Here is a 24,946-nt window from a genome sequence, read left to right on the forward strand (position 1 = left end):
ATGAGTGTGCAACGACGACTTCGGCTGGGCATGGTGGGCGGCGGCGACGGCGCCTTTATCGGCGCGGTGCACCGCATCGCCGGCCGCCTGGACGACTGCTACGAACTGGTGGCGGCCAATCTGTCCAGCAATCCGGAAAAAGCGGCGGCCAGCGCCGCCGGCCTGCGTCTCGGCTCGGGGCGCAGCTACGCGGATTACAACGAGATGGCGCGCGCGGAAGCGGCCCGGCCGGACGGCATCGACGCGGTCGCCATCGTCACGCCCAATTACCTGCACGCGCCGATGGCGACGGCTTTCCTGGAAGCGGGCATTCACGTCATCTGCGACAAGCCGCTGGCGATCTCGCTGGCCGAGGGCGAGGCGCTGGCGGCCTTGGCGCGCGAGCGCAACAAGGTGTTCGCGTTGACCCACGTCTACGCCGGCTATCCGATGGTGCGGCACGCGCGCGCGATGGTGGCGGCCGGCGAGATCGGCGAGATACGGCTGGTGCACGTGGAATATCCGCAGGACTGGCTGGCCGAGGCGGCCAACCAGAGCGAGGATTACCAGCGCAACAACTGGCACAACGATCCGTTGCGCGCCGGGCCGAACGGCTGCCTGGGCGATATCGGCAGCCATGCCTATCATCTGGCCGGCTACGTCAGCGGCATGCTGCCGAACGAGATCCTGGCCGAGCTGCACGCGTTCACTCCCGGCCGGCGGCTCGACGACCACGTGCAGGTCATGCTGCGCTACGCCAACGGCGCGCGCGGCATGCTGTGGAGCAGCCAGATGGCGACCGGCTGCGAGAACGGCCTGCGCCTGCGCGTGTACGGCACCAAGGCCAGCCTGAGCTTCGAGCAGGAAAATCCGAACGAACTGTGGCTCACGCCGCAGGGCGGCTGCGCCCAGCGCCTGACGCGCGGACGGGTGCGCAGCGCGGCCGCCGATGCGGCCACCCGCGTGCCGTCCGGTCATCCAGAAGGCTATCTGGAAGCGTTCGCGCAGCTGTACCGTGATGCCGCCGCGCAGATCCATGCCATCGACGCGGGGCAGGCCATGCCCGAGCTGACCCAGGGCATGCCGGATGTCGGCGATGGCGTCGCCGGCCTGAAGTTCATGGACGCGGCGATGGAAAGCAGCCGGCAGGGTTCGCGCTGGATCAAAATAGCTGAATAAACCAGCCCTTGGTTGTCAAACTGGATTTCGCCAAAATTCACCCCAGTCCAGCAGCGGATTTAAGCAGATCAGCGAATTGCGGCTGGAGCCCGGAGTGACCGGAGTCGGCCGCTGATCAGGGACGGCGGCCTCGACCTGCACGCGTGGACGACGTTAAGAACACCTATCCTCCGCATTCAACAGCGCGGAGCTGTTCGTGGGGTATTCTGCATAGGATATATGAAATACATTGCCCGAAAGAAATATTCCTGCCATAATTAATGACTGGATGTGCGAGGCTGTAGCCGAAGCGGCGATAGCCACGCGCCGGTTCGCACTGTTTATTGATGAGGGATACCGATGAGAAACCATTTGGGAGCATGGCCTTTGGAAATCCGACCAATCCCGGCGCATATCCGCACCTCGTCGCTGGTGTCGACGTTGCGCGGCTGCGTGGGCGCCGCCGCGTTGGCCTTGAGCTCAGCGCTGCTCCCGGCCCATGCCGGCGCGGCCGAACCCCGCATGTTCATTCACCCGGGCACGCCGCTGACGGTCTCGGATCTCGCCGCGCTCAAGGCGAAAGTGGACCAGGACGTGGAACCATGGAAGTCCGCCTATGTCCAACTGGCGAACGATGGCAGGTCCAAGCTTACCTACGGCATGGCGGGCCCAAGGGAAACCGTCAGCCGGGCCCCCGACGTGAATCTCGGCGTATGGCGCAGCGACATGATGGCGATCTGGAACCTCTCGCGGATGTGGTATTTCACCGGCAACGAAGAGTACGCTAAGAAGGCGCGCGCGATCCTGCTGGCCTGGGCCACCACCCATACCGAGTTCTCGGGCCGCGAGTCGATGCTCGATCTGGGCGACTACGCCTACATGTTCGTTGGCGGCGCCGACATCCTGCGCGGCACTTGGCCGGGCTGGACGGAGGGCGACACGGCCATGGTGAAGACCTATTTCAAAGACGTGCTGATGCCGGCATCGAACCCCTATGGCGAACATATGTTCGGCGCCGCCAACAAGGGCGCGCTGGCACTGGTCTCCCTCGGGATGTTGGCCATCTTTAACGACGACGCCGAGGCGCTGGACAAGGTCGTCTACCAGGCCCGCACGCTGGCCCACATCGGGCTGCGCAGCTCCAACGACATCGGCATGCTCGGCGACTCGCTGCGCGACCAGGGACACGCCCACGGCCAGTTGCTGTCGCTGACCATGCTCGCCGAGGCGTTGTGGAAGCAGGGCATCGACATCTATTCCGATTTTGACGACCGACTGCTGGCGGCCGGCGAGTATTTCGCTCGGGTCAACTCGCTCGCGCCCACGCCCTTCCTGCCGTTTGGCACCACCGATGCCTACTACACCGGCGACTATACCAATCGCGGCTGGGGCGGCGGGAACATCGCGCTGAATCAGATTTATAGCGCCTACGTGGTCCGCAAGGGCATGCAGGCACCGTTCATCGCTCAACGGCGGCTCACGCTGCCGGTGGACAGCCGTAGCTTCATGTTCCTGAGGGATGCCGACACTTCGACGGCGACGCCAGGGCCGGCGCTGCCGATTCCTTCGACCACCTCGGTCACCTCGGGCTTTAGCAGCATCGATATCGGCGGCGCCAAGCCGGCCGGCTCGGCCGCTTATGCCAACGGCAAATGGACCGTGCTGGGGGCGGGCGCCGAGATGTGGGGCACGAACGATAGCTGCCACTTTTCCTACAAGGCCCTCACCGGCGACGGCGCCATCGTCGCGAAAGTCGAGTCGGTCCAGAACACCAACCTGTCCGCCAAGGCCGGCGTGATGATGCGCACCAGCCTGGAACAAGGCGCCCCGCGCGCCTGGATGGCGATCACCAACCGGATCCAGGCCGAACAGAACATGCCGGGGCTCGCGGTGTACGGCGGTGAGAACTACGGCAACAAGGCGCTCGCCATCGCCAGCTCCACACCCTCGTACTGGGTCAAGCTCGAGCGCATCGGCAACGTCATCACCGGCTATATCTCGCCCGACGGCACCAACTGGGCCGCCACCGACGTCGGCCGCATCCAGGGGCCGCTTCCCGACACGATCTATGCCGGCCTGGTGGTCGCCTCGGTCGCCAACGGCACGCTGAATAGCTCCACCTTCAGCAACGTCCAGATCACGGGCGGCGACGGTGGCGCGCCAAGCGTCGTTCCCGCCGCGCCGGCCGCGCTGCTGGCCTCGCCGGGCGACGGGGCGGTCCCGCTGCGCTGGCAGCGGTCGTTCGGCGCCACCAGCTATACCGTGAAGCGCGCCACCTCCAGCGGCGGTCCATACTCGACCATCGCGATGGACGTCAGCGACGGCAGCTACACGGACAAGTCGGTCAGCAACGGCACCACCTACTACTACACCGTCGCGGCGGACAACGCCGCCGGCACCAGCGCCAACTCCCCCGAGGACAGCGCCACGCCGGTTCACTAGATGGTGGATGTCGTCGCCGGCGGCGCCGGCGACGACCCGGTGGACCCGGACTAGAACTTCACCGACACCGGCTTGCCGGTATAGGTGATGGACTTGGTGGCGGCGGCCGGCTCGATCGCGGTGGCGTTCTTCGGGTTCACCAGCACGATATTGAGCTTGCGCGTCTTGACCAGGCCCGGGTAGGCGCCTTTGCGGGCGCCGACAGTGAGCGACTTGGCGGCGTCGTTCCAGGTCAGGTCGTAGGTCGCGTAACGCCCTTTTTCGTAATCGTAGGTTTCGTTGTCGTCCTCGTAGACGGTGAACTTGCCGTCGGCGCCGGGATAGACGCGCACCTCGTATGGCGCGTCCGGCCGTTCGGTCGCGTATTGCACCACCGGCCCCATCGGCACGATGGCGCCGGCGCGCACGTATAGCGGGAAGACGTCGAGCGGCACGTCCTTGCCGACCGTCTTGCCGCCGGCAAAGCGTTCATGCGTCCAGAAGTCGTACCAGTCGGCACCGGCCGGCAGGTAGGTTTGCATCGTGGTATCCGGTTTGCCGGTATCCTTGGCCGTGGCCGCCAGTTGCGACGGCGTGCGCCACACCAGCCGCAGGTTGCGCTCGTTGCCGCCCTGGAAATATTCAAGCTTGACCGGCAGGCTTTGCCCCCGCTTCAGCGTGATTTTGGTGCCGGCGTAGCGCTTGCCGCCGTTTTTCCAGTCCTCGGCGGCGAGCTTGCCGTCGATGAACAGGCGGAAGCCGTCGTCGCCTTCCAGCCCCAGTTCGTACTCGCCATCCTCCGGCGCCACGATGGACCCGCTCCAGCGCGCGGAGAAGTTGTCCAGGCTGGCGAGGCCGGCCGGAATGTCGGCCAGCGGTGGCCCCGGCCATTGGAAGTCGATGGTGGCGTCCAGCGTTTTACCCTTCGGTGTTTCGAAACCGGTGCCCTCGAAGTACTGCCCGGCCAGTCCCGGCTTGCCGTCGGCCGTGCGCAGCGCGCTGGCCGGAATGGTGGCCGGCGGCGGCGGCTGGAAACGGTACATCTGGCGCGTGACCGGGTGGACCAGGAACGACGGCCCGAACTGGAAGGCGTCGTTGATGTCGCGCACGCCCTTGTCATCCGGGAAGTCCATCGGCAGCGCGCGCATCATCGTGTAGCCGTCGTGGGTGACCTTCCAGCTCAGGCTGTAAATATAGGGCAGCAGCCGGTAGCGCAGGTGGACGGCGTCGCGCAGCGACTTGTACATCTCGGGATCGGATTGCTTGAACAGATAGGGCTCGCGCTCGACGTCGGTGCCGTGGATGCGCATCAGCGGATTGAACGCGGCGTATTGCAGCCAGCGCGCGTACAGCTCGCGGTAGGAGGCGTTTTTTTCACCGCCGGGGAATCCGCTGACGAAGAAGCCGCCGGTATCCTGGGTCCAGTACGGGTTGCCGGTGATGGTGACGTTGACGCCACCGTTGATCTGCTCCTGTAACGTTTTCCAGCTGGCCCGGGTGTCGCCGGACCAGGAGGTGGCGGCCGTCCTTTGCGCGCCGGCCCAGGCCGAACGGGTCAAGGTCATGGCGCGCTTGTTGCCGGTGGCCCGCTGGCCCTCGTAGGTGCCAAGCGTGGTCATCAGCGAGTAGGGATTGAGGTAGCGGGTGAAGTCGCCCATGGCGTTGTCGCCCAGCCCCTTGATATCGCGTTCGGTTTCACCGGCGTCGTGGACGGCGGTGCCGACCTCCACCTCGGTGCCGTCCATCCACAGCGCGTCGACGCCGACGTCGAGCAGACCCTGCTTGACGTGCTTGAAGTAGATCTTGCGTCCGGCCGGGCTGAAGGCGTCGTAGATGCGCGCCTTCTTGGAAATCCAGTGCAGCGGTTCGAAGCGCAGGCCTTTCTCGTCGAGCTCCTTGGCCAGCGCCGTGTCGTTGCCGATCGACGGCCAGATCGACACCATCAACTTGAGGTTGAGGTCGTGGAGGGCCTTGGTCATGCCCTTCGGATCGGGGAAGCGCTCGGGATTCCAGATCATGCCGCTCCAGGTGCCGTCCTTGTCGCTGCCCCAGTACTGCCAGTCCTGCACGATGTAGTCGAGCGGGAACTGCTCCTTGCGGAACGTTTGCGCCACCTCCAGCAGGCGGGCCTGCGTCTGGTAGCGCTCCTTGCTCATGAACAGGCCGAAGGCCTGCTTGGCGTACATCGGCGCCTGGCCGGTGAGGTCGCGGTAGCCGGCCACCACCTTGTCCAGTGTGCTGCCGCCCATGAAGTAGTAGTCGACCCCGCCCGGCGCGCTCTCCGCCCACAGCGAGGCGCCATCGGGCGTGTCCTTGAAGCGCATCTTCGAGTAGGTGTCCCACAGGATGCCGTAGCGCTCCGAAGACATCATGACCGGGATGACGATGCCGACATTGGTCTGCACCAGCAGCAAATCCTTGTTGCGGCGATTGAGTTCGCCCTGGCCCACGAAGCCCAGGCCGTAGATGCCTTCATCGGGCTTGAGCGTGAAGGTGTTCTCCGCCTCGTAGGTGGGCGCGCCGGAGATCTCGATCTTTTTCAGGGACTGCGGCGCTGCCTGGCGTTCCCGCGTATAGACCTTGCCGTTGGCGTCCTGGAAGGTGAGGGCGCCGCTGGCCTTGTCGATGACGATGTGCAGCAGTTTGCTTTCCAGGGTCAGGGTGTCGGCGGCGTCGCGGGTTTTGAAGCCGATGGCGGCCGGCTTGCCGGTGACGACGATGCTGGGGTGGCGCCAGAAATTGCCAGCCAAGGTGGTGTTGACGCGGACCGTCTCCGGACCGTAGAAGATCACGTTCTTGGTCATGCCGCCCACGCGGATCTGGACGCCGTGCTCGATCGGGGAATACGAGAAAGCGGAGGACGGCGAAGCCGCGACCGGCATCATGTGGCCGTTGGCGTCGAGGCCGATGGGCGCTTTCGCAGCGGCGCCGGCGCTTGCGGCGAGAACGGCAAGCAGCGTGACCGCCGGCAGCGTTGTATGTTTGTTCATTTGTCTCCACATTTGTGATTGATCTGGCTCGTGTAGATCGGCCAGGATAGGGCTGAAGCTAGCAGAGTACTTCGATCGATGCCAATTCCAAATTTAGCGTTTTCGATAGCAAAATTGATATCAATCGCTTTTTGAGGAAGCGCATGAAAAAAGGTTTGCCTCCCCCTTATGTTTTCTATATATTCCATACCGGTGCGGCGTTTTTATTACGGAGTGTTATGAAACGATTTTCCTTGACGATGGCGGCCACGGCCGCGTCCTTGCTGTGCCTGTCGTCCGCTTTGGCGGCATCGACCGGGCCGGTCGCGATCTCGTCGCCGAACGGCGCCTCGGTCATCAAGATCGAACGCGACGGCAGCCGCTTTTCGGTTTCGCGGGCGGGCGAAACCGTCATCGCCGATTCGCCGCTGGGCCTGGAGCTTGACGGCGCGCCCGAATTCGCCGCCCTCGCGCTGGAAAAACAGCAGAACGTCAGCATCGACCGCACCATCCCGTTGGTCGCCACCAAGGCCGCCGAAGCGCGCGACCGCTATCGCGGCACGACCCTGGTGTTCCGCGAGCGCGCGCCGGCGGGCCGCCGCCTGTTCATCGACGTGCGCGCCTACGACGACGGCGTCGCCTTCCGCTACCGCATCGACGGCAGGGAGCAGGTGCGCGTGCGCGGCGAACGCACCGCGTTCGTGCCGGCCGGGGATCCGGAATGCCTGGCGTCGCTCGCCCACGGGGCGCACGAGGAGCCGTTCGATCGCTTGAAGTTATCGCAGTTGCGCGACGGCGTCGCCTACGACGTGCCGATGGTGTGCACGGTGCCGTCCGGACGCACTACTTACGCCATCACCCAAGCCAATCTCAACGGCTATGCCGGCGCGTCGCTGTGGCGTGAGGGCGGCGGGTTAAGGGTGAAGCTGTCGGCGCCGCCGAAACGGCCGGTGCCGGCTGTGGTGTCCCCGGCGGGGCTGACGACTGCCTGGCGCGTAGTCATGCTGGGCGACCGCGCCGGCGACCTGATCGGCTCGCATCTGATCGGCAACCTGAATCCGGCGCCGCAGGGCGACTTCAGCTGGGTCAAGCCGGGCAAGGCGGCCTGGGACTGGTGGTCGGGCCCGCTGGTGGGCATGAAGCCGAGCATGGAAAACTACAAGCGTTTCATCGATTTCGCCGCCGACGCCGGCCTGCCTTATTACCTGATCGATGCCGGCTGGGCCTCGGGTCCGGGCGGGTGTTGCGACGCGCTGCCGGGCACCGACATCACCCGCGCCGCCGACGGCATCGACATGCCGGCGCTGGTGCGCTACGCCGCCGGCAAGGGCGTGGGACTGATGCTGTGGGCGCACTGGGAACATGTCGCGCCGCGCATGGACCAGGTGCTCGATACCTATGCGGCCTGGGGCATCAAGGGCGTCAAGATCGATTTCATGAACCGCGACGACCAGGATGTCGTCGATTTCTACCAGCGCGTCGCCGCCGCCACGGCCCAGCGCCATCTGCTGCTCGACATGCACGGCGCCTACGTGCCGGCCGGATTGCAGCGCACCTACCCGAACTTCATCACCCAGGAAGGCGTGTTGGGCGCCGAATGGGACAAGATGACCGACAAAGTCACGCCGCGGCACAACCTGATGCTGCCGTACACGCGCATGCTGGCCGGCCCGATCGACTACACGCCGGGCGGCTTCCGCAACGGCTCGCCGGCGACCTTCAAGGTGCGCGAGGTGCTGCCGATGACGCAGTCCACGCGCGGCCAGGCGCTGGCGATGTACGTGGTCTACGAGAGTCCGCTGCAGATGGTGTCGGACGCGCCGGAAGCCTACCGCGACGCCGCCGGATTCGACTTCGTCAAGCGTGTGCCGACGGCGTGGGACGAGACGCGCTTCCTGTCCGGCGAGCCGGGACGCGACATCGTGCTGGCGCGGCGCCAGGGCGCCAGCTGGTATCTCGGCGCGATGACGGCGGACGAGGCCAACGGCGGCGGCGGCGTCCAGCGCGTGCCGCTGCGCTTCCTGGGTGCGGGCAGGTACCGCGCCACGATATGGGAGGACGGCGCCACGCCGAACGACGTCACGCGAGTGGAGCGCGAGGTCGTCGCCGGCGACGTGCTTACCTTGAAGCTGGCATCGGCCGGCGGCGCGGCGGTGGTTCTGGAGCCCGTGGCCGCCCGGGCCGTCAAGGCAAAAACCAGCGCCGGCTCGCGTGACAATTAAAATTCCCTCGATTCGAAAATGCTTGCATTGTTATCGATAACAATGCAAGCTTGGCGGTTCTAAAAAATCGAATGGAGATGTGAATGAAATTCTCACTGGCCACCCTCGCGCTTGCGCTGCCGCTCGCCTTTTCAAGCATGGCGCACGCCGACGAGCCGGCGTCCAAGCCGCTGTACCGCGATCCCGTGTTCGATGGCGCCGCCGATGTCTCCATCGTGTACGACCGCGCCGCCAAGCTGTGGAAGATGTTTTACACCAATCGCAGGGCGACGGTGAAGCTGCCCGATCCGCAAGACGTCGGCTGGGTGCACGGCACGGCCATCGGCATCGCCACCTCGCCGGACGGCGTACGCTGGCGCTACCAGGGAACGGCGGAGTTTCCCAAGGAGTGCACGGACGCGACGCTCTGGGCGCCGGACGTGATGTATGAAAACGGCATCTACCACATGTGGCTCACCATCGTGCCGGGCGTCTTCCACCGCTGGGGCGTGCCCGGTGCGGAAGGGCGCATCGAGCATTTGACCAGCACCGACCTGACCAGGTGGGAGTGCGCGGGTACGGTGAAGCTGGATACCGGCCGCATGATCGATCCGACCGTCGTGAAGCTGGGGCAGGGCTACCGCATGTGGTACAAGGACGAGCGCGCGGGCAGCCGTATCCTGGCGGCCGACAGCCGGGATCTGCGCGACTGGAAGAAGGTCGGCGACGAGCCGGTCAATCCTACCAAGGGCGAGGGGCCGAAGGTGTTCCGCTTCAAGGGCCATTACTGGCTGATCGCCGACGTGTGGAAAGGCTTGATGGTGCTGCGCTCCGACGATGCCCTCAAATGGACGGAGCAGTCCGGTTACATCCTTGCCGAGCCGGGGCGCGTGGCGACCGACCGTTCGATCGGGCAGCACCCGGACGTGGTCGTCGATGGCGAGCGCGCGTTTATCTATTACTTCGTCCACCAGAAGAACGAGGCCGAGGCGGCCGCCGACCCGCGCTGGCACCAGCGCACCGTTATCCAGGTCGCCGAACTGGTCTACAAGGACGGCAAGCTCCATGTCGATCGCAACGCAGCTCCCGCGTTCCAGCTGCACGCCCCGCGCCCCTAAAGCGACGAGCAAAACGACGAGGGTCAGTGCCGACATTCGGACACGGACTCATACGTACCGCTGGCTTTGTGGACGAGGTCGTGTCCGAATGTCGGCACTGACCCCGGCGGAGCTGCTGACCCCGGCGGAGCTGACGAGTTCGTGTCCGAATGTCGGCACTGACCCCGGCGGAGTTGCGTTTACCAGTCGCGGCGCACGCGCAGCATGGCGAACGGCTGGGTGCGGGTGAGGTTGTGTTCGACGAAGTCGACGCCGCCGGCCAGCCTGTCGCCGGTGTAGTGGGTGCGGTCGTAGCTGATGGTCCGGCTGGTGAGGTTGTTCAATTCCAGAGTCACCATCACGTTCGACGCCGGCCGGTAGTTGACGAAGGCGCGCGCCCAGCCGCTGCCGCTGCTGGTGGCGCGGTCGGCGAGCTGCCAGCTGTCGTTGCTCCAGCCGTTGTCGACCGAGAAGCCCCAGGCGGTGCGCTGGCGCGGCAAGTCCTGCGAGAATTCGATGCGCCACGCCAGCGGCTGCTCGCCCGACAGGCGGCGCGTCTCCTGCGTGGTCGGGTCGGTGACCGACGACGAACGCCACGTGGTCGACAGCTTGAGCAGGCCCTGCGGCAGTGCCCAGTCGTCGGTCGGCAGGTTCAGCATGCCGGTCACGCTGTCGGCGCTGGCGTCGCCGATATTGCCGGCGGCGTCATAGGTGGCGTTGGCGGCGCGCATCGGCATGCGGTCGATGACGTCGCTGATGTGCGATTGCGTGTAGCTCAGCACGGCGGCGCCCCGGTCCCAAAAGCGGTATTCCAGCGCGCCTTCGCACAGCCAGGTCTTGGCCGGCACCAGTTCGGGATAGTCGGCGCGCAGCGTTTCGTCGGCGATGCCGAAATAGGCCGCCGCGTCGCCGAAGTTCAGCTGGCTGACCTCGCGTTCCAGCCGCAGGCGCAATTGCAGCGACGGCGTGGGCGACATCGACAACCGCAGGCGCGGCTTGGGATAGAAATGGGCCTTGGCCTCGGGCTGGTCGGCGCCCACGCTCAGGCTGGCGTGCGAGACCTTCAGGCCGGCCTCGGCGCTGAGCGAATTGTCGAGCTGCCAGACGGAAGACAACTGGCCCTCGACGCGATCTTCCTGCACCCAGGCGCTGCCGGTCGGCACGGCGGCCGCGCCGGCGTTGGCCTGGTAGGCGTTGGCGCTGTCGTTGGTGTTGACGGCCCGTTCGACGCCGCCGCGCAGCACGACGCCGTTCAGCGCCTGCCAGCTCATCTGTGCAGCGAGGATCTGTTCGGTGGCGTTGGTGGTCGTGACCGCGTAAGAGGTGTGGCCGCTGGAGGAGAATGCCGACTCCGCGTCCACCTCGGAGCTGCGGTACAGCGCCTTGAGGTCCAGGCTGGTGCCGGGCGCCAGGTCGCGCGTGTAGGCCAGGCCTTGCTCGATGTTGCGTCCGGCGTTGTCGTTGCTGTTCAGGGCGCCCGTCTCGGTGTCATAGCGGGCCTGCGACTGGTAGGTCCAGGCATTGAGCGCGCCGTTCCAGGTCAGTTGGCCGTCGAGCAGGTCTTGCCCGTAGTTCCACTTCGCCACCTTGTTGCCGGCCATGCCGGCGCCGGCCATCGTCACCTCGGCGGTCGGCACCTGGCCGGCGTACACCGTGGTTTTACGTCCCTGGCCCTGCGAGGTGTCCGGCGAGCGCGTCCAGCCGAGCGAGAAATTGATGCTCTTGTCGCCGCGCTTCAGGCTGTAGTTGCCTTCCAGCGAGGGCGTCAGGTCGCCGTCTTCGGTCAGGTAGCTCGACGCGGTGGTGCTGGCCGACACCAGGTCCATTTGCTTGATCACCAGATTGGCGACGGTCGGGTAGCCCTGCATGTCGATGCCGCCCGTGCCGCCGTTGATCACGTCGATGCGTTCGACCGCCGCCGCCGGAATGCGCCCCAGCACGTCGCCCAGCGGTTCGGTTTTGGACGCCGGGCGCTTGCCGTTGATCAGAACGTTGCCCGCCACGCCGCGCGACGGATTGCCGCCGTCGAAGACGAAGCCGGGCAGGCGGGTCGCCATGTCCATCGCCGTCGTGGCCTGGAATTGCTTGAAATAGTCGGGCGGGTAGGACTGCGGCGGCGCCCCATCGGCGGCGGCGGCCGGCCCGGCGGCGGCGAGGGCGCAGGCCAGCAGGATGGCGGGGCGGATGGAGGGCGGGCTGGTCATCCCGATATTTTACCGGTATCCGGCGTGACGACCTAGATCAAATTGCTTGTTAGCCATGTCACTTTTGCATGGATAAGGGTGGAATTTTCGCTTTTATAATATTTTCAGCGCGGATCGCCGCTGCCGTCGTCAAATAAGAGGATGCCGAATGTTAATTAGCAAAGAAAAGATTGATCGGGCCGGGCGCCGTCGTTTCTTGAAGACCCTGTCCAGTGGCGCGCTGATGGCCGTGGTGCCGATGGCCGCGCAAGCGGCGGCGGGGCAGGGCGAGGCGGTCAGCATGCAGGGCGATTGGGCGGTGGGCCTGGACCGGGACGACCAAGGCATCGTCCGTGGCTGGTTCCGCGGGCCGCTGGCAGCATCCGTGCCGGCGCGGGGCTCGTTGCCTGCGGGCGCGCTGGGCGACGCCATCACCGTCGACACGCCATGGACGGCAAAGCTCTTCAACAGGCAGTTCTTCAACGACCCGGAATACGCGGCTTACCGCGCGCCGGACAACGTGAAGGTGCCGTTTTTCTTGCAGCCGGAGACGCACTATGTCGGCGCGGCGTGGTTTCAGCGCGAGATCGTCATCCCGCGCGGCTGGGCCGGCAGGCAAGCCGTCGTCTCGCTGGAGCGGCCGCATTGGGAAACGCGGGTGTGGATCGGCGACCGCTACGTCGGCCGCGACGACAGCCTGCACACGCCCCATGTGTACGACCTTGGCCGCCTCGGTCCGGGCAAGCACCTGCTGACGGTGCGCGTCGACAACCGGCTGGTGGTCGATATCGGATCGGACGCGCACGGCGTCAGCGATCATACCCAGGGCAACTGGAACGGCATCGTCGGCAAGGTCGAGCTGTCGGCGCGGCTGCCGGTGTGGATCGACGACCTGCAGGCCTATCCGGACATCCATACCCGGCGGGTCACGCTCAAGGGCGTGATCGGCAACGCCTCCGGCCGCGCGGGGACGGGCCGCCTCCAGGTCGCGGGCGGCGGCGCGGTGCGGCAGATAACCGTCAGCTGGCAGGAGCGCGGCGGCACCTTTGAAACCGTGGTGCCGTTTCCGGCCGACGCCGGGCTGTGGGACGAGTTCTCGCCCACCTTGCACGTGCTCACCGCCAAACTGGACGGCGGCCCGGCTGTCGACGTGCGCTTCGGCTTCCGCGAGCTTAAAACAGCGGGCACCCAGTTCGTTCTCAACGGGCGGCCGCTGTTCCTGCGCGGTACGCTCGAATGCTGCATTTTCCCGCTCACCGGCCATCCGCCGACCGGGATCGCGGAATGGCGCCGCATCCTCGGCATCGCCCGCTCGTTCGGCTTGAACCACCTGCGCTTCCATTCCTATTGCCCGCCCAAGGCCGCGTTCGACGCGGCCGACGAGTTGGGGTTCTACTACCAGATCGAGTTGTGCTGGCCGAACGGCTCCACCACGATCGGCGACGGCAAACCGGTCGACGCGTGGTCGATGGCGGAGGCGGCCCGCGTCTTGAAGGCCTACGGCAACCATCCCAGCTTCATGCTCATGCCCCAGGGGAATGAACCCGGCGGCAAGAACCACACTGCCTACCTGGCCGAATTCGTGCGCCATTTCGCGCGGCTCGACCCGCGCCGCTTGTGGACGTCCGGCGCCGGCTGGCCGGAACTGGCCGAGAACGAATACCATATCCTGCAGCAGCCGCGCATCCAGCAGTGGGGCGAGGAGTTGAAGTCGCGCGTCAACGCGCGGGCGCCGGCGACCATGGTCGACTACCGCGATTTCATCGGCGCGCGCAAGGTGCCGGTGGTCAGTCACGAAATCGGTCAATGGTGCGTCTATCCCGACCTCAAGGAGCGCTCGCAATACACCGGCTATCTGAAGCCGAAGAACTTCGATATCTTCGAGGACCGGCTGGCCGACAGCGGGCTGCTGGAACTGGCGCCGGCCTTCCTGCATTCTTCGGGCAGGTTGCAGACGCTGCTGTACAAGGAGGAGATCGAGTCGACGCTGAGGACGCCCGGCATGGGCGGCTTCCAGCTGCTGGACCTGCACGATTTCCCCGGCCAGGGCACGGCGCTGGTGGGCGTGCTCAATCCGTTCTGGCGCGAAAAGGGCTACGTCGGCGCGGCCGAATTCAGCCGCTTCTGCGGCCCCACGGTGATGCTGGCGCGGCTGCCAAAGCGGGTGTTCGGTGGCGATGAAACCTTGCGCGCACAGCTGGACGTGGCGCACGGCGGCGCGCGGGCGCTGGGGGCGGCGACCATTTACTGGCGCCTGGAATCGGGCGGGCACGTGCTCGAACAGGGTGAATTCCAGGTCGCCGGGGTGGCGCTGGGCACCGGGGTGCCGCTGGGCGCCATCGAAGTCGCGCTGGGACGTGTCGAGCGCGCCGCCCGGTGCAAGCTGGTGTGCGGGTTGCGCGGCGCCGGCCTGGCGGCGCCGGTGGAAAACGATTGGGATGTCTGGGTGTATCCGCAGGCTCCGGTGGCCGGGGCCGAGGTTGCCGTGGTCGACAGCGTCGCCGCCGCCTTGCCGTTGTTGGCGCGCGGCGACACCGTGCTGCTTGGGCTGCCGCCTAAAACGGTGCGCAATTTCGAGCGGCACCCGGTCAAGTTCGGCTTTTCCACGATCTTCTGGAACACGCTGTGGACCGAGGGACAGGGACCGACCACCTTGGGCATCCATTGCGATCCCGGCCACGCCGCGCTGGCGGAGTTTCCCACCGATGCACATACCGATTGGCAGTGGTGGCATGTGGTCCATCGCGCCGCGCCGCTGCGTCTTGACGGGCTGCCACGCGCCATGGCGCCCATCGTGCGGGTTATCGACGACTGGCATACCGGGCGCTCGCTCGGCCTGGTCATCGAGGCCACGGTCGGCGCCGGCCGCCTCATCGTGTGCGGATTCGAGCTGGGCGAACCGGCCGGCGCCGATCCGGTGTCGCGCCAGTTGCGCCGCAGCCTGACGGCCTACGCGGCCTCGCCGCGGTTCGCGCCGCGCGTGGCGTTGACGGAACGGATGCTCAGGGATCTGGTGGTTTGACTAGGCGGCCCGGTCCCGGCCCCGGCCCCGGCCCAGCGCCGGGTCGGCGGCGATGGTCTCGCGCAGCGCCAGCAGCAGCGCTTCGGCGCCGGGCGGCAGCACGTGGCCTTTGCGGGTGATGATGCCGTACACGTCCATGCTCAAGCCCAGCTCGAAGGGCAGGCGCGCCAACTGGCCCGAGTCCAGGTAGGCCTGCACCAGTTCCAGCGGCAGCGCGACCACCATGTCGGTGGTGCCCAGCAGCGACACGATCAGCGAAATGGCCAAGGTCTCCACCGTTTCCGCGGGCGGGTTCAGGCCCTCGGACAGAAACAGCGCGGTCAGCCGGTCGCGCAGGATGCTGCCGGTGGGCGGCACGATCCACGATTGTTGCGCCAGTTCGGCCAGCCGCAGGTCGGCGCGTCCGGCCAGCGGATGGCCCGGCCGCACGATCAGGTGATGGACTTCGTCGGCGATGGGTTCGAAATTAAGCAGGGGAACGCAGGCGGTATCCAGTATCCGCCCCAGCACGATGTCGAGCTGGCCGTCCAGCAGGCGCTCGACCATCGATTTGCTGGTGCTGAAGTCGACCACCACGTTGACGTTGACCAGGCGCGACTTGAACAGCTTGATCGCCCGGGCCAGCACGTCGGCCGCCGGGGTCAGCACGCTGCCGATCTCGACCTTGCCGCCCAGGCCGCCGAGCAGCTGGGAGATCTCCAGATGGGCCGCGTCCATCTCGGCCAGGGCCACGCCGGCCCGGCGTATCAGCATCTTTCCCGACCAGGTCGGCACCACGCCGCGCGCCGTGCGCTCGAACAGCTGCACCCCCAGCACGTGTTCGAGATCGCTGATCAGTCGCGAGGCCGCCGGCTGCGTCAGGCGGGCGGCCTTGGCCGCCGTGACGATCGACGCGTGCCGGCCCAGCTCCACCAGCAGGATCAGGTGCCGCATTTTCAGGTGGCTGCGCACGAAGCGGTCGGAGTCGGCGGTGTGGGCGGCTGGGCGGGCAGGGGCGTTCATCGGATCGGGTCGGGTGGGCGTCGGCCGATTATAAACACATATGCGGACACAGCCGGAAGACTGGCTGGCTGGAATCGTTTCCGATCCTATGCGAAACCGTTTAGCCCGCTTCGTTTTTACGTGTATATTTGCGTAACTTTTTCGCCCATTAAACTGACATGGCACGGAGACACGCATGACACGGAACTTGATCGCACGCTCGGCGGCAGCGGCGCTGCTCGCATTGATCGCCAACGGCGCCTGGGCGGCCGCCGGGGCGGCCATCCCGGAACGGGTCGAGGCGCTATTGCGCCAGATGACCCTGGCCGAGAAGGTCGGCCAGCTGAACCAGATATCGGACAAGGAATTCATCACCGGCCCTGAATCCGAACTGCGCCGCAACCTCGAAAGCGATCTGCGCGCCGGCAAGGTCGGCTCCATGCTCAACGTCAAGGGCGCGGCCGACACGCGCGCGGTGCAGGCCATCGCCATGCAGTCGCGCCTGAAGATACCGCTGCTGTTCGGGCTCGACGTCATCCACGGCTACGAGACCATCTTCCCGGTGCCGCTCGGCGAGGCGGCGTCGTGGGACCTGGAGGCCATCGAGCAGGCCGCGCGCATCGCCGCGCGCGAGGCCTCGGCCTCCGGCATCCACTGGACCTTCGCGCCGATGGTCGACATCGGCCGCGATCCGCGCTGGGGCCGGGTGATGGAGGGCGCCGGCGAGGACGCCTTCCTCGGCAGCCGCATCGCCGAGGCGCGCGTGCGCGGCTTCCAGGGCGCCAAACTGGGCGGCACCAGCTCGGTGATGGCCACCGCCAAGCACTTCGCCGCCTATGGCGCCGCCATCGCCGGGCGCGATTACAACGCCGTCGACATGAGCGACCAATTGCTGTACGAGACCTACCTGCCGCCATTCAAGGCGGCGCTCGACGCCGGCGCTGCCACCTTCATGAATTCGTTCAATACGCTCAACGGCGTGCCGGCCACCGGCAGCGCCTTCCTGCAGCGCGACATCCTCAAGGGCGCCTGGGGCTTCAAGGGCTTCGTCGTCAGCGACTGGAACTCGATCGGCGAGATGGTCCCGCACGGCTACGCCGGCGACCTGTCCGACGCGGCGGCCAAGGCGATTACCGCCGGCAGCGACATGGACATGGAGAGCAACGCCTATTCCGGCTCGCTGGCGCAACTGGTCGGCGCCGGCAAGGTCGACGTGAAACTGGTGGACGATGCCGTGCGGCGCGTGCTGACCAAGAAATTCGAGTTGGGTCTGTTCGACGATCCTTACCGATTCTCCGATGTGCAGCGTGAAAAACAGGCCGTCAACGATCCCGCGCACCGCGCCGCCGCGCGCGCGACCGCCGCCAAGTCCATGGTGCTGCTCAAAAACGAGGGCGGCGCACTGCCGATCAAACGGGGCGTCAAATCGATTGCCGTCGTCGGTCCGCTGGCCGACGCCCGCCGCGACCTGGAGGGCGGTTGGATCGTCAAGTCCAACGCCGAGCGCGTGGTCAACCTGGTCGACGCCATCCGCGCGCAGGCCGGATCGGGCACGCGTGTGAGCTTCGCCGCCGGCTGCGACATCGCCTGCGCCGGCGATGGCGGCTTCGCGGCGGCCGTGGCGGCGGCGCGCGACGCCGATGTCGTGGTGCTGGCCGTCGGCGAGTCCTGGGAAATGAGCGGCGAAGCCAAGTCGCGTGCCGACATCGGCCTGCCCGGACGCCAGGGACAACTGTTCGCGGCGCTGAAGGCGGCCGGCAAGACGCCGGTGGTGGTGATCCTGGCCGGCCGCCCGCTGGTCTTCGAGAACGTGGCCGAAGAGGCCAAGGCCATCGTGTACGCGTGGCTGCCCGGCAGCGAGGGCGGCAACGCCATCGCTGACGTGCTGTTCGGCGCGGTGAACCCGTCGGCCAAATTGCCGATGACCTTCCCGCGCCACCAGGGGCAGATCCCGATCACCTACCAGCAATACCAGACCGGCCGCCCGGTGACCGATCCGCGCGATGTACTCTACAAATCCGGCTACATCGACATGCCGAACACGCCGCGCTACGCGTTCGGCCACGGCATGAGCTATACCACGTTCGCCTATCGCGATATGAAGGTGAGCCAGAACGCGATGAAGGCCGACGGCAAGATCACGCTGTCGTTCACGCTGGCGAACACCGGCGCGGTGGCCGGCACCGAGATCGTGCAGCTGTATCTGCGCGACCCGGTCGCGTCCACCGTGCGTCCGCTGCAAGAGCTGAAGGGCTTCCAGAAGGTCGCGCTGGCGCCGGGCAAGCAGCAGACGGTCAGCTTCACGCTCAACCGCGACAGCCTGGCGTTCTTCAACCGCAAGCTGCAGTGGGTGGCCGAACCGGGCCGGTTCGAGCTGATGGTGGGCGCCGGTTCGGACGACATCCGGCTGCGCGCCAGCATCGAGTTGACCGAATGAGCCGGCCCGCCCGGCGCCAGGCCGTCGAATCAAGGTGAGGGCGTCACAGGTCGAGCGCCGACAGCAGGCGCACGCTGCCGGCGCCCCGCACCGGCCCACCGCTGTTCCACAGCATGTCGGCGGCCACCGGACCGTGCGGGGTGACGACATTGCCGGTGACCGGCACCACGATGGTGCCCGGTAGCGGCTGCCCGCCGCTGGCCTCGACCAGCTTGTTGGCGGCCGGCACCGGGCTGGCGCCGTTGGCGCCGTTCCACACCTGGGTATGGCAGCCGCCCGCGGCGCCGGGCAACGCGTTGAGGCCGTCGCAGTTGAACGCGTAGGAACGGGGCGTCGCCGCGCCGCCCGGCTGCAGGCGGATCGAGGCGTCAATCAGGTTCAGGCCGCCCGACGGCACCAGCTGCAGCTTGACGTACTGGCCGGCGGTGCGAATGCGGCCGAACAGGTTGGCGTTGTTGCCGCTCTGCGCATGGTCGAGGCAGATCTCGATGCCGAAGTCGATCGGCTTGCCGTTGGCGTCGTTGACGCCGGGCAGGCCGAACACCGCGCCGCCTTCGGCCACCCCGAGGATGTCGGCCGGAATCACCGCGCGCGGATCGAACGGCAGCACGTTGCCGGGGCCGTGCTGGATGGCCGCGCCCAGCTGGTTGACGAAGTCGATGTGGGAGATGTAGTGCTTGCGCGAGACGTAGTTGCTGTCGCCGTTGGCCGCGCCGCCGCGCTGGATCAGCGCGCTGTTGTAGATCTCGCCCATGGCGCCCGGATCGAGCAGGTATTTGCCGTTGGCGGCCTTGGCGGTCGGGAACGAGGCGCTGAGCGCGGTGCCGAACACGAACACCCAGTCCTCATAGCCGGGCTTGGCGACGAGCGCGCGCAGGCCGCCGAACAGGCCGTCCCAGCGGCCGACGTAAGGCGCCGGCAACTCCAGCTCGGCCGGCGCGTGGGCGGCCCAGCCGGTGATCATGTCGTGCAGGTAGGCGCCGCCGGCGCCGCGATAGAGGAACTCGGGCGCCATGAACACTTTCAGCGTCGTTTTGGCGTCGTCGCTTTTCTTTTTTGCCTGGGCGATGGCGTCGGCCGTGAAGGCGATGCGCGCCTCGATGTCCCAGCACTGGCCGAGCGCGTCGAGGCGCTTGTCGAGCGCGGGATTGAGCAGGCCCGAGTACCAGCCGGTGCCGGGGCGGGCGGCGGCGCGGAAGGGACCGGTGTACAGCTCCCAGGAAATGAATTGAACCTTGTTGTAGTTGCTCATGATGTTCACCTTGTTGTCAGTCGATGGAGGAATCAAAAGGGGCGGGCGCGCTAGGCGTCCAGTGCCTGGCGTGCGCGCAGCCAGTAGGCGCGGCGCTCGTCCAGGCCGTTGGTGCCGCCGTTGACGCGGCGCGTGATCTCGGCGAAGCGCGCGTCGGCGTCGGGGCCGCCGGCCTGGTCGGCCAGTTCGTTGAGGCCGTGCGCGCGCCAGAACCAGCCAGCCGACAGCGCCGCGCCGGCCGGCGTCAGCAGCAGCGCCGGGTCGGCCAGCGCGTCGATGGCCAGCGCGCGTGCCAGCGCGGCGTAGTTGTCGCGGCCGGTTAGCTGGATCAGGCCGCGCCCGCGGTAGCGCCAGCCGTCGCCGCTGGCCTCGTCGCCGTTGCCGAGCCGGTCGGCGTAGATGTGGTTGGCGAGCCGTTCCGGCGCGTGGCCGTAGGCCGCCGCCGCCTCGTCGGTGGGAAAGCGCCGCGGCCAGACCTGGCGCAGGCGTTGCGGCGAATAGTTCAGCGCCTCCTCGAGGTGGCGCAGCCCGCCCGATTCGTGCAGCACCTGGGCCAGGAAAGCCGCCTGGCGCGCCGGGGTGGCGATGTCGCAATCGTGCATGGCCGCGTTGAGGGCGTCGAGCCAGGCGCCGGGACGGGCGTCGTCGGCGGCGCAGGCGAGGATCGCGCGCAATTGTGGTTCGGTGATGAGGTTCATGGGAACTCCTGGGGGTATCGTCGGAAAGCGTCGCCGCCGGCCCGGTGCGCGGGGCGGCGGCGACGTGTCACGCGGCTGGCGCGGCGTCAGGCCGCCTTGGCCGCCGCCGGGGCGACGCGCGGCTGGATCGACGTTTGCAGGATGTCGAGCACGCGCGCCAGGCCCTCGGGCATGCCGCCATCCTCGGCCAGCACCTGCACGTGGTACTTGGCCGAGTTGTCCGAGCTGCGGGTGTTTTCCTTGTGGCTGGCGACCGAGCCCTCCAGGTGCACGCTCACGCTGAGCGGGCCCCAGCCGAACTTGGCGTCGGCCGAGAAGGCCGCCTTGGAGTCGGTCGATTCCTTGGCGCTGAACGAGGACTTGACCTCCATGTCGAAGGTGATGTCGACCTTGGTGATCGACAGGCTCGGGATCTTGACGATCGCCAGCAGCGGCACGTCGAGCGTGACGGCTTCCTCCACGGTCTTGCTGGCGTCGGCCGGATCGGCCACCGGCCGGGTGAACGCGAAATGGGCCAGGCGCGTGGTGCCGACGCCGCCGGGATCGTTCTCGCTCGGCGGCATGAAGCCGATGTACTTGATGAAGTTGGCGGTGGCGTTCGCCAGTTTCACCTGCGCGTCGCACGCCGCCGTCAGCGGGCCGCCGATCAGGTCGCCCATCGGCAGTCCCTTGAATTGCGATGCGATGTCAATAATTTCAGCCATTTTTTTACTCCAGTTAAGGTCAACCCTCGCGGGTCGTTGAATGCCACACGGGTGGCGGATATCGCTGCTCACGCGCCCCGGGATGGCGGCGGTGCGGTGGCGACATGGCTAGATTACGGCCCGGAAAACGGGCGGGGATGGCGCTTTCTGACGCCGCGCCGCCGTCAGGCGCGGGGCCGGCGCAGCAGCCAGGCGAGCGCGCGCGCGGCCACCGAGGCGCGGCGCGGCGCGCCCGCGTGCAGGCGCGAGAGCTCCGCCTGCAAGGCCGGCTCGAGCCGCACCTCCACTGCGGCCGAGGACGCGGCGGCCGGTGGCGCGACGGCCAGGTGGACGCTGGTGGCGCCGGCGTCGGCGCGCACCGTGAGCGCCAGCAGCGGCGACGGCCCCAGCAAGCGCCGCCACAGCAGCGGCGGGCGGGTGGTGAAGGTCGGTTCCATGCGCCGCTCCCAGCCGGCGCGTCTTGGCACGCAGTAGCCGTGCAGGGTCAGCTCCAGCGTATCGAGGCAAAGCGCATACTGGCGATGGAACATGGCGCCCGGGATGGCTCGCGGGCCGCCGCCTTCGGCCCGATCCGCCGGGGCCAGCGCCACGTAGCGGAAAGACGGCGGCGGCGCCACGCGGATGGCCGCGCCGCGCCGATCGGCATCGGCCGCCAGCGCCAGGTTGACGTCGCGCCACGCGTCGGCCAGCGCGCGGCGCAGGTAGGCGTCGTCGCATTCGGCGGCGGGCCGTCTAGGCGCCGCCATGCTGGTCCAGGAACAGCGGTTTGCGCTCGAAGCCGATGTGGTAGACCGCGTACTGCAGCACGATCTGGTGCTCGCCGACGTTGTACAGCCCGAAGCTCTTCTCGACGTTGAGCACGTAGCCGCGCGGCGACACCGTCAGGCAGCGGTTGACCAGGTCCATCGATTCCTGGACCTCCGCCTCGGTGCGCATGCTCTGCGGATTGTCATTGCCGACCACGACGCGCTTGATGTAGCGGATGTTGGTCAATTGGAAGGTCGCCATGCCCATGCTCCTTGAATGGCGGCTCAGGCCGCCGGTTGGGTGCGCACGGCAGCCGGGCCCTGGGCCTTGACGACGTCGTCGACCAGCCGCGCCAAGCCTTCGGACTTGTCGTTGGCGATCAGCTTGAGCTTGATGTGCACGGCGTTGCCGTTCTTGGCGGCCAGGCCGCCGTGGGCCAGGTTGACCATCAGCGCCGCCTTGCGCGCGGCCGGCGCGGCGCGGCCCAACTGATCGATGAGTTCATCGTGCGCGCCGGTGCGCTCGTGTTCCTCGAAGTCGCCCAGCTCGACGTCCAGTTCGATCTCGGCCTCGCCGATCACCAGCGAGCTGTGCGGAACGAGCGAGATCAGCGGCACGCGGTACAAATAGTTGGCGTCGGCCGGGGCGGTGCTGTGGATGGCCGGCAGTTCCAGCTCCATCACCGTGGGCTGCTTGTGGTCGTCGAAAAACGAGGCGATGTTGGCCAGTTGGGCCTTTTCCACCATGTGCTGCGCGTTCATCACGGAGCCGGCGATCGCCCGCACCATGTCTTCCAGACTCGTCAAGATAGCCATTTCTGTTCCCGTGAAGTGGTTGGGCGCCGACGGGTGTCAGCGCCCAACCAGCATAGCCAGGCGCGCCGCGCCGTTGCTGACCAATACTGGCGCGGCGCCAGCGAGCGTCAGCGCGCGCGCGGCCGGCGGCCCCACCATATTGCTGGGCGGGGCGCCGCGCCGGCCGCCATTTCCATCGGAGGACGACCATGAAATTGTTGATTTGCATCTTGGCGTGGGCGCTGGCGGCGGGCGCCGCCGCCCGGGACGGCGGGCCGGATGGCACGCGTGACCCCGGCGGCGACGACGCCTGCACGCCGCGCCTGGGCGAGCCGGCCGCCGCGCGGGTGGTGCGCCTGCGGGCGCCGGTCGCCGCCGCCATCGCCACCCTCGACAACGCCCGGGTCAGGTTGCCGTCGCCGAGCCTGGCGAGCGGCACCCTGGGCCACCTGTCCATTTCGCCCAACTTCGCCGAACGCCTCGACCGCATCTGCGTGCTCGGCTACTTCGAGCTGCGGCGCAACCGCGCGCTGTTGACGGTGCCGCTGGAGGTCGAGAGCGTGGAGATGGTCAAGAGCGCCAGCCCGCGCGACGCCGACCGGACCGAGGTGACCACGCGCGTCTACTTCCGCGTGCCGGCGGCCGACGACTTCGACAGCGCGGCCGCGCCGATGCCGTTCTGGAAGTTCTGGGAGCGCGACCAGTCGCTGCACCTGAAGATAGCCGCCTTCGCCTATGCGGACGGCCGGCGCGGCGCGCCGTACTTCGGCCGCGACCTGCCGCTCACGGTGTCGGGCAAAGGCGCCAGTCTGGTCGCCGCGCTGCTGTTCGCGGCGTTCTTTTATCTGGTGGCCGCCGCCGCCATTCCATTGGGCGCGCGCGTGCCGGGGCCGGGCGGCGCGCCGGGCCGGCGCTGGCGCGGCGGCGCCGGCCGCCTGCTGCCGTGGAATATCACCGGCGCCAACGGCCAGGCCAGCCTGTCGCAGCTGCAGATGCTGGTGTTCACCCTGATCGTCGCCACGCTGCTGTTCTACCAGTGGCTGCGCACGGGCCTGCTGCAGGAGCTGTCGACCGACCTGCTGTACCTGATCGGCATCTCGACCGCCGGCACCGCCGCCAGCCAGGCCGCCATCGCCATCCGCAAGGACCTCGATCCGGCGATCTACCAGTACGTGCAGCAACTCGGCTGGTTCACCGCGCCGGTCGCCGACATGCAGGGCAAAGGCCGTCCCAGCGGATTGTTGTTGACCAACAAGCGCTTCGACATCTACAAGTTCCAGATGCTGGTGTTTACCTTCGTCATCGCCGCGTACGTGATCGCCAGCGGCGCCAACGAGCTGGGCAACATCCAGATCTCGGCCACCCTGCTGACCTTGATGGGCATGAGCCAGGGCGCCTATGTCGGCGGACGCGCGGCGGCCGACCAGCTCACGCCGCTGCAGGACCAGTTGCGCGGCATGCAGAGCCTGCAGCTGCGCTACCGCGCCAATAGCGATCCGCGCGTGGCCGAGGAGCTGCGGCGCCAATTCCGGCTGGCCGCGACCCAGGCCGGCGCCATGTTCGGCGCCATGTTCGGGCGGGTGCTGCCGAGCTATATGCTGGACATGCCGGCCGACGCGGCCGCGCCCGCGCCGCAGGCCGACGCCCGCGCCGACGCCGACGCCGTGGCTGCCATGGCGGTGCCGGCCGCGCCCGCGCCATGAAAAAAAGCCCATCGCGGCGGGCCGCGATGGGCTTTCCCGGTGCGCGCGCGGCGTCAGGTTTTGGCTGGTGCGGCGGCGATGGCGTCATCGAGGGCACGGTGGGTGAGCACGGTGGCCGCCGCGTTGGCCGCGTTGAGCAGCGTGAAACTCTCTTCGGCGTGCGCGCGCAGCTTGCCGCCGACGTCCTCGGCGAAACCGGCGACCACGATCGCGATCTCCTCGCCGCCGCGCGCCTGGCACAGATCCTCGATGCAGGACTCGGCGCGCGCCGTCACCGCCTTGACGGCCTCGCCGCGCCGCGCCGCCAGATCGTCCGACAGCGACTGTTGCAGCGCCAGCATGTCGCGCAGCGGCACCGACCGTCCCTGCGACTGCAGCGCCGTCAACTGCGTATGCAACAGCTTGGTGAAGATTTCGTCCTGCAATTGCTTCCATTGCTGACCGAGGTCGAGCGCGGTCTTGAGCGCCAGCGCCAGCGCGGCCTGGTCGCCCGGCGGGCGGGCGCCGGCCAGGGAGGCTTGGTTCAGTTGCCGGTACATGGACAGCGACGCCTGGCTGAACGCGAGCCACGCGGAAAGTGGAGTGGAGGTCATGGTGGAG

17 protein-coding genes are annotated in these 24,946 nt (G+C 67.5%); 7 read left to right on the plus strand and 10 right to left on the minus strand.

The window, feature by feature from the left end:
- Together AC07P1_RS09345 and AC07P1_RS09350 are read left to right on the plus strand one after the other, a co-directional pair.
- Window positions 1–1,158, plus strand: coding sequence for a Gfo/Idh/MocA family protein (locus AC07P1_RS09345; protein ID WP_494695524.1), 1,158 nt, complete (start codon window positions 1–3; stop codon window positions 1,156–1,158).
- 366 nt (window positions 1,159–1,524) lie between these two features.
- Entirely contained in the window at window positions 1,525–3,579 is a 2,055-nt protein-coding gene (locus tag AC07P1_RS09350) for an alginate lyase family protein (protein ID WP_494695525.1), read from the plus strand.
- A 50-nt stretch (window positions 3,580–3,629) separates the two neighbouring features.
- Here AC07P1_RS09350 and AC07P1_RS09355 read toward each other — a convergent pair whose 3' ends face one another.
- On the minus strand, window positions 3,630–6,548 hold the full coding sequence (locus tag AC07P1_RS09355; protein ID WP_494695526.1) for a glycoside hydrolase family 31 protein: 2,919 nt from the start codon (window positions 6,546–6,548) through the stop codon (window positions 3,630–3,632).
- A 218-nt stretch (window positions 6,549–6,766) separates the two neighbouring features.
- On the opposite strand from AC07P1_RS09355, the gene AC07P1_RS09360 reads away from it, so the two are divergent.
- Window positions 6,767–8,749: a glycoside hydrolase family 97 protein gene (locus AC07P1_RS09360; protein WP_494695527.1), complete on the plus strand. Its 1,983-nt coding sequence runs from the start codon at window positions 6,767–6,769 to the stop codon at window positions 8,747–8,749.
- A gap of 83 nt (window positions 8,750–8,832) precedes the next feature.
- Window positions 8,833–9,846 carry a hypothetical protein gene (locus AC07P1_RS09365; RefSeq protein WP_494695528.1) on the plus strand — a complete coding sequence of 338 codons (1,014 nt, stop codon included), beginning with the start codon at window positions 8,833–8,835 and terminating at the stop codon, window positions 9,844–9,846.
- 179 nt (window positions 9,847–10,025) lie between these two features.
- Here AC07P1_RS09365 and AC07P1_RS09370 read toward each other — a convergent pair whose 3' ends face one another.
- The gene (locus AC07P1_RS09370) at window positions 10,026–12,029 is read right to left on the minus strand and encodes a TonB-dependent receptor plug domain-containing protein (protein WP_494695529.1); all 2,004 of its coding nucleotides are present in this window, start codon (window positions 12,027–12,029) and stop codon (window positions 10,026–10,028) included.
- 148 nt (window positions 12,030–12,177) lie between these two features.
- Between AC07P1_RS09370 and AC07P1_RS09375 the strand changes: the two genes are divergently transcribed.
- Window positions 12,178–15,030: a DUF8487 domain-containing protein gene (locus AC07P1_RS09375; protein WP_494695530.1), complete on the plus strand. Its 2,853-nt coding sequence runs from the start codon at window positions 12,178–12,180 to the stop codon at window positions 15,028–15,030.
- Here the strand turns inward: AC07P1_RS09375 and AC07P1_RS09380 are convergent, their stop codons facing one another.
- Window positions 15,031–16,032 (minus strand): LysR substrate-binding domain-containing protein, encoded by a 1,002-nt coding sequence (locus tag AC07P1_RS09380; RefSeq protein ID WP_494695531.1) that lies wholly within the window; start codon window positions 16,030–16,032, stop codon window positions 15,031–15,033.
- A 175-nt stretch (window positions 16,033–16,207) separates the two neighbouring features.
- Here AC07P1_RS09380 and AC07P1_RS09385 point away from each other — a divergent pair, with 175 nt between their 5' ends.
- Window positions 16,208–18,448: a glycoside hydrolase family 3 N-terminal domain-containing protein gene (locus AC07P1_RS09385; protein WP_494695532.1), complete on the plus strand. Its 2,241-nt coding sequence runs from the start codon at window positions 16,208–16,210 to the stop codon at window positions 18,446–18,448.
- Between the two features lie 43 nt (window positions 18,449–18,491).
- On the opposite strand, the gene AC07P1_RS09390 is transcribed toward AC07P1_RS09385, so the two are convergent.
- The 6 genes from AC07P1_RS09390 to AC07P1_RS09415 form a co-directional block, all read right to left on the minus strand.
- The gene (locus AC07P1_RS09390; protein ID WP_494695533.1) at window positions 18,492–19,700 is read right to left on the minus strand and encodes a hypothetical protein; all 1,209 of its coding nucleotides are present in this window, start codon (window positions 19,698–19,700) and stop codon (window positions 18,492–18,494) included.
- Between the two features lie 50 nt (window positions 19,701–19,750).
- Window positions 19,751–20,398, minus strand: coding sequence for a glycoside hydrolase family 19 protein (locus AC07P1_RS09395; protein ID WP_494695534.1), 648 nt, complete (start codon window positions 20,396–20,398; stop codon window positions 19,751–19,753).
- An 86-nt stretch (window positions 20,399–20,484) separates the two neighbouring features.
- A complete protein-coding gene (locus AC07P1_RS09400; protein WP_315213294.1) occupies window positions 20,485–21,102 on the minus strand; it encodes a DUF2589 domain-containing protein in 618 nt (205 codons plus the stop codon).
- 164 nt (window positions 21,103–21,266) lie between these two features.
- Entirely contained in the window at window positions 21,267–21,848 is a 582-nt protein-coding gene (locus AC07P1_RS09405) for a hypothetical protein (protein ID WP_494695535.1), read from the minus strand.
- A complete protein-coding gene (locus AC07P1_RS09410; RefSeq protein ID WP_315213299.1) occupies window positions 21,835–22,110 on the minus strand; it encodes a hypothetical protein in 276 nt (91 codons plus the stop codon). Before AC07P1_RS09410 ends, AC07P1_RS09405 begins: the two co-directional genes overlap by 14 nt.
- Before the next feature lie 23 nt (window positions 22,111–22,133).
- Window positions 22,134–22,664, minus strand: a complete 531-nt coding sequence (locus tag AC07P1_RS09415) for a DUF2589 domain-containing protein (RefSeq protein WP_494695536.1) — start codon at window positions 22,662–22,664, stop codon at window positions 22,134–22,136.
- A gap of 188 nt (window positions 22,665–22,852) precedes the next feature.
- On the opposite strand from AC07P1_RS09415, the gene AC07P1_RS09420 reads away from it, so the two are divergent.
- The gene (locus AC07P1_RS09420) at window positions 22,853–24,346 is read left to right on the plus strand and encodes a hypothetical protein (RefSeq protein WP_494695537.1); all 1,494 of its coding nucleotides are present in this window, start codon (window positions 22,853–22,855) and stop codon (window positions 24,344–24,346) included.
- Window positions 24,347–24,399: 53 nt separating this feature from the next.
- Here AC07P1_RS09420 and AC07P1_RS09425 read toward each other — a convergent pair whose 3' ends face one another.
- A complete protein-coding gene (locus AC07P1_RS09425; RefSeq protein WP_494695538.1) occupies window positions 24,400–24,939 on the minus strand; it encodes a hypothetical protein in 540 nt (179 codons plus the stop codon).
- Window positions 24,940–24,946 lie beyond the last annotated feature (7 nt).

Source organism: Duganella sp. GW821-FHT07F09 (assembly GCF_059418705.1).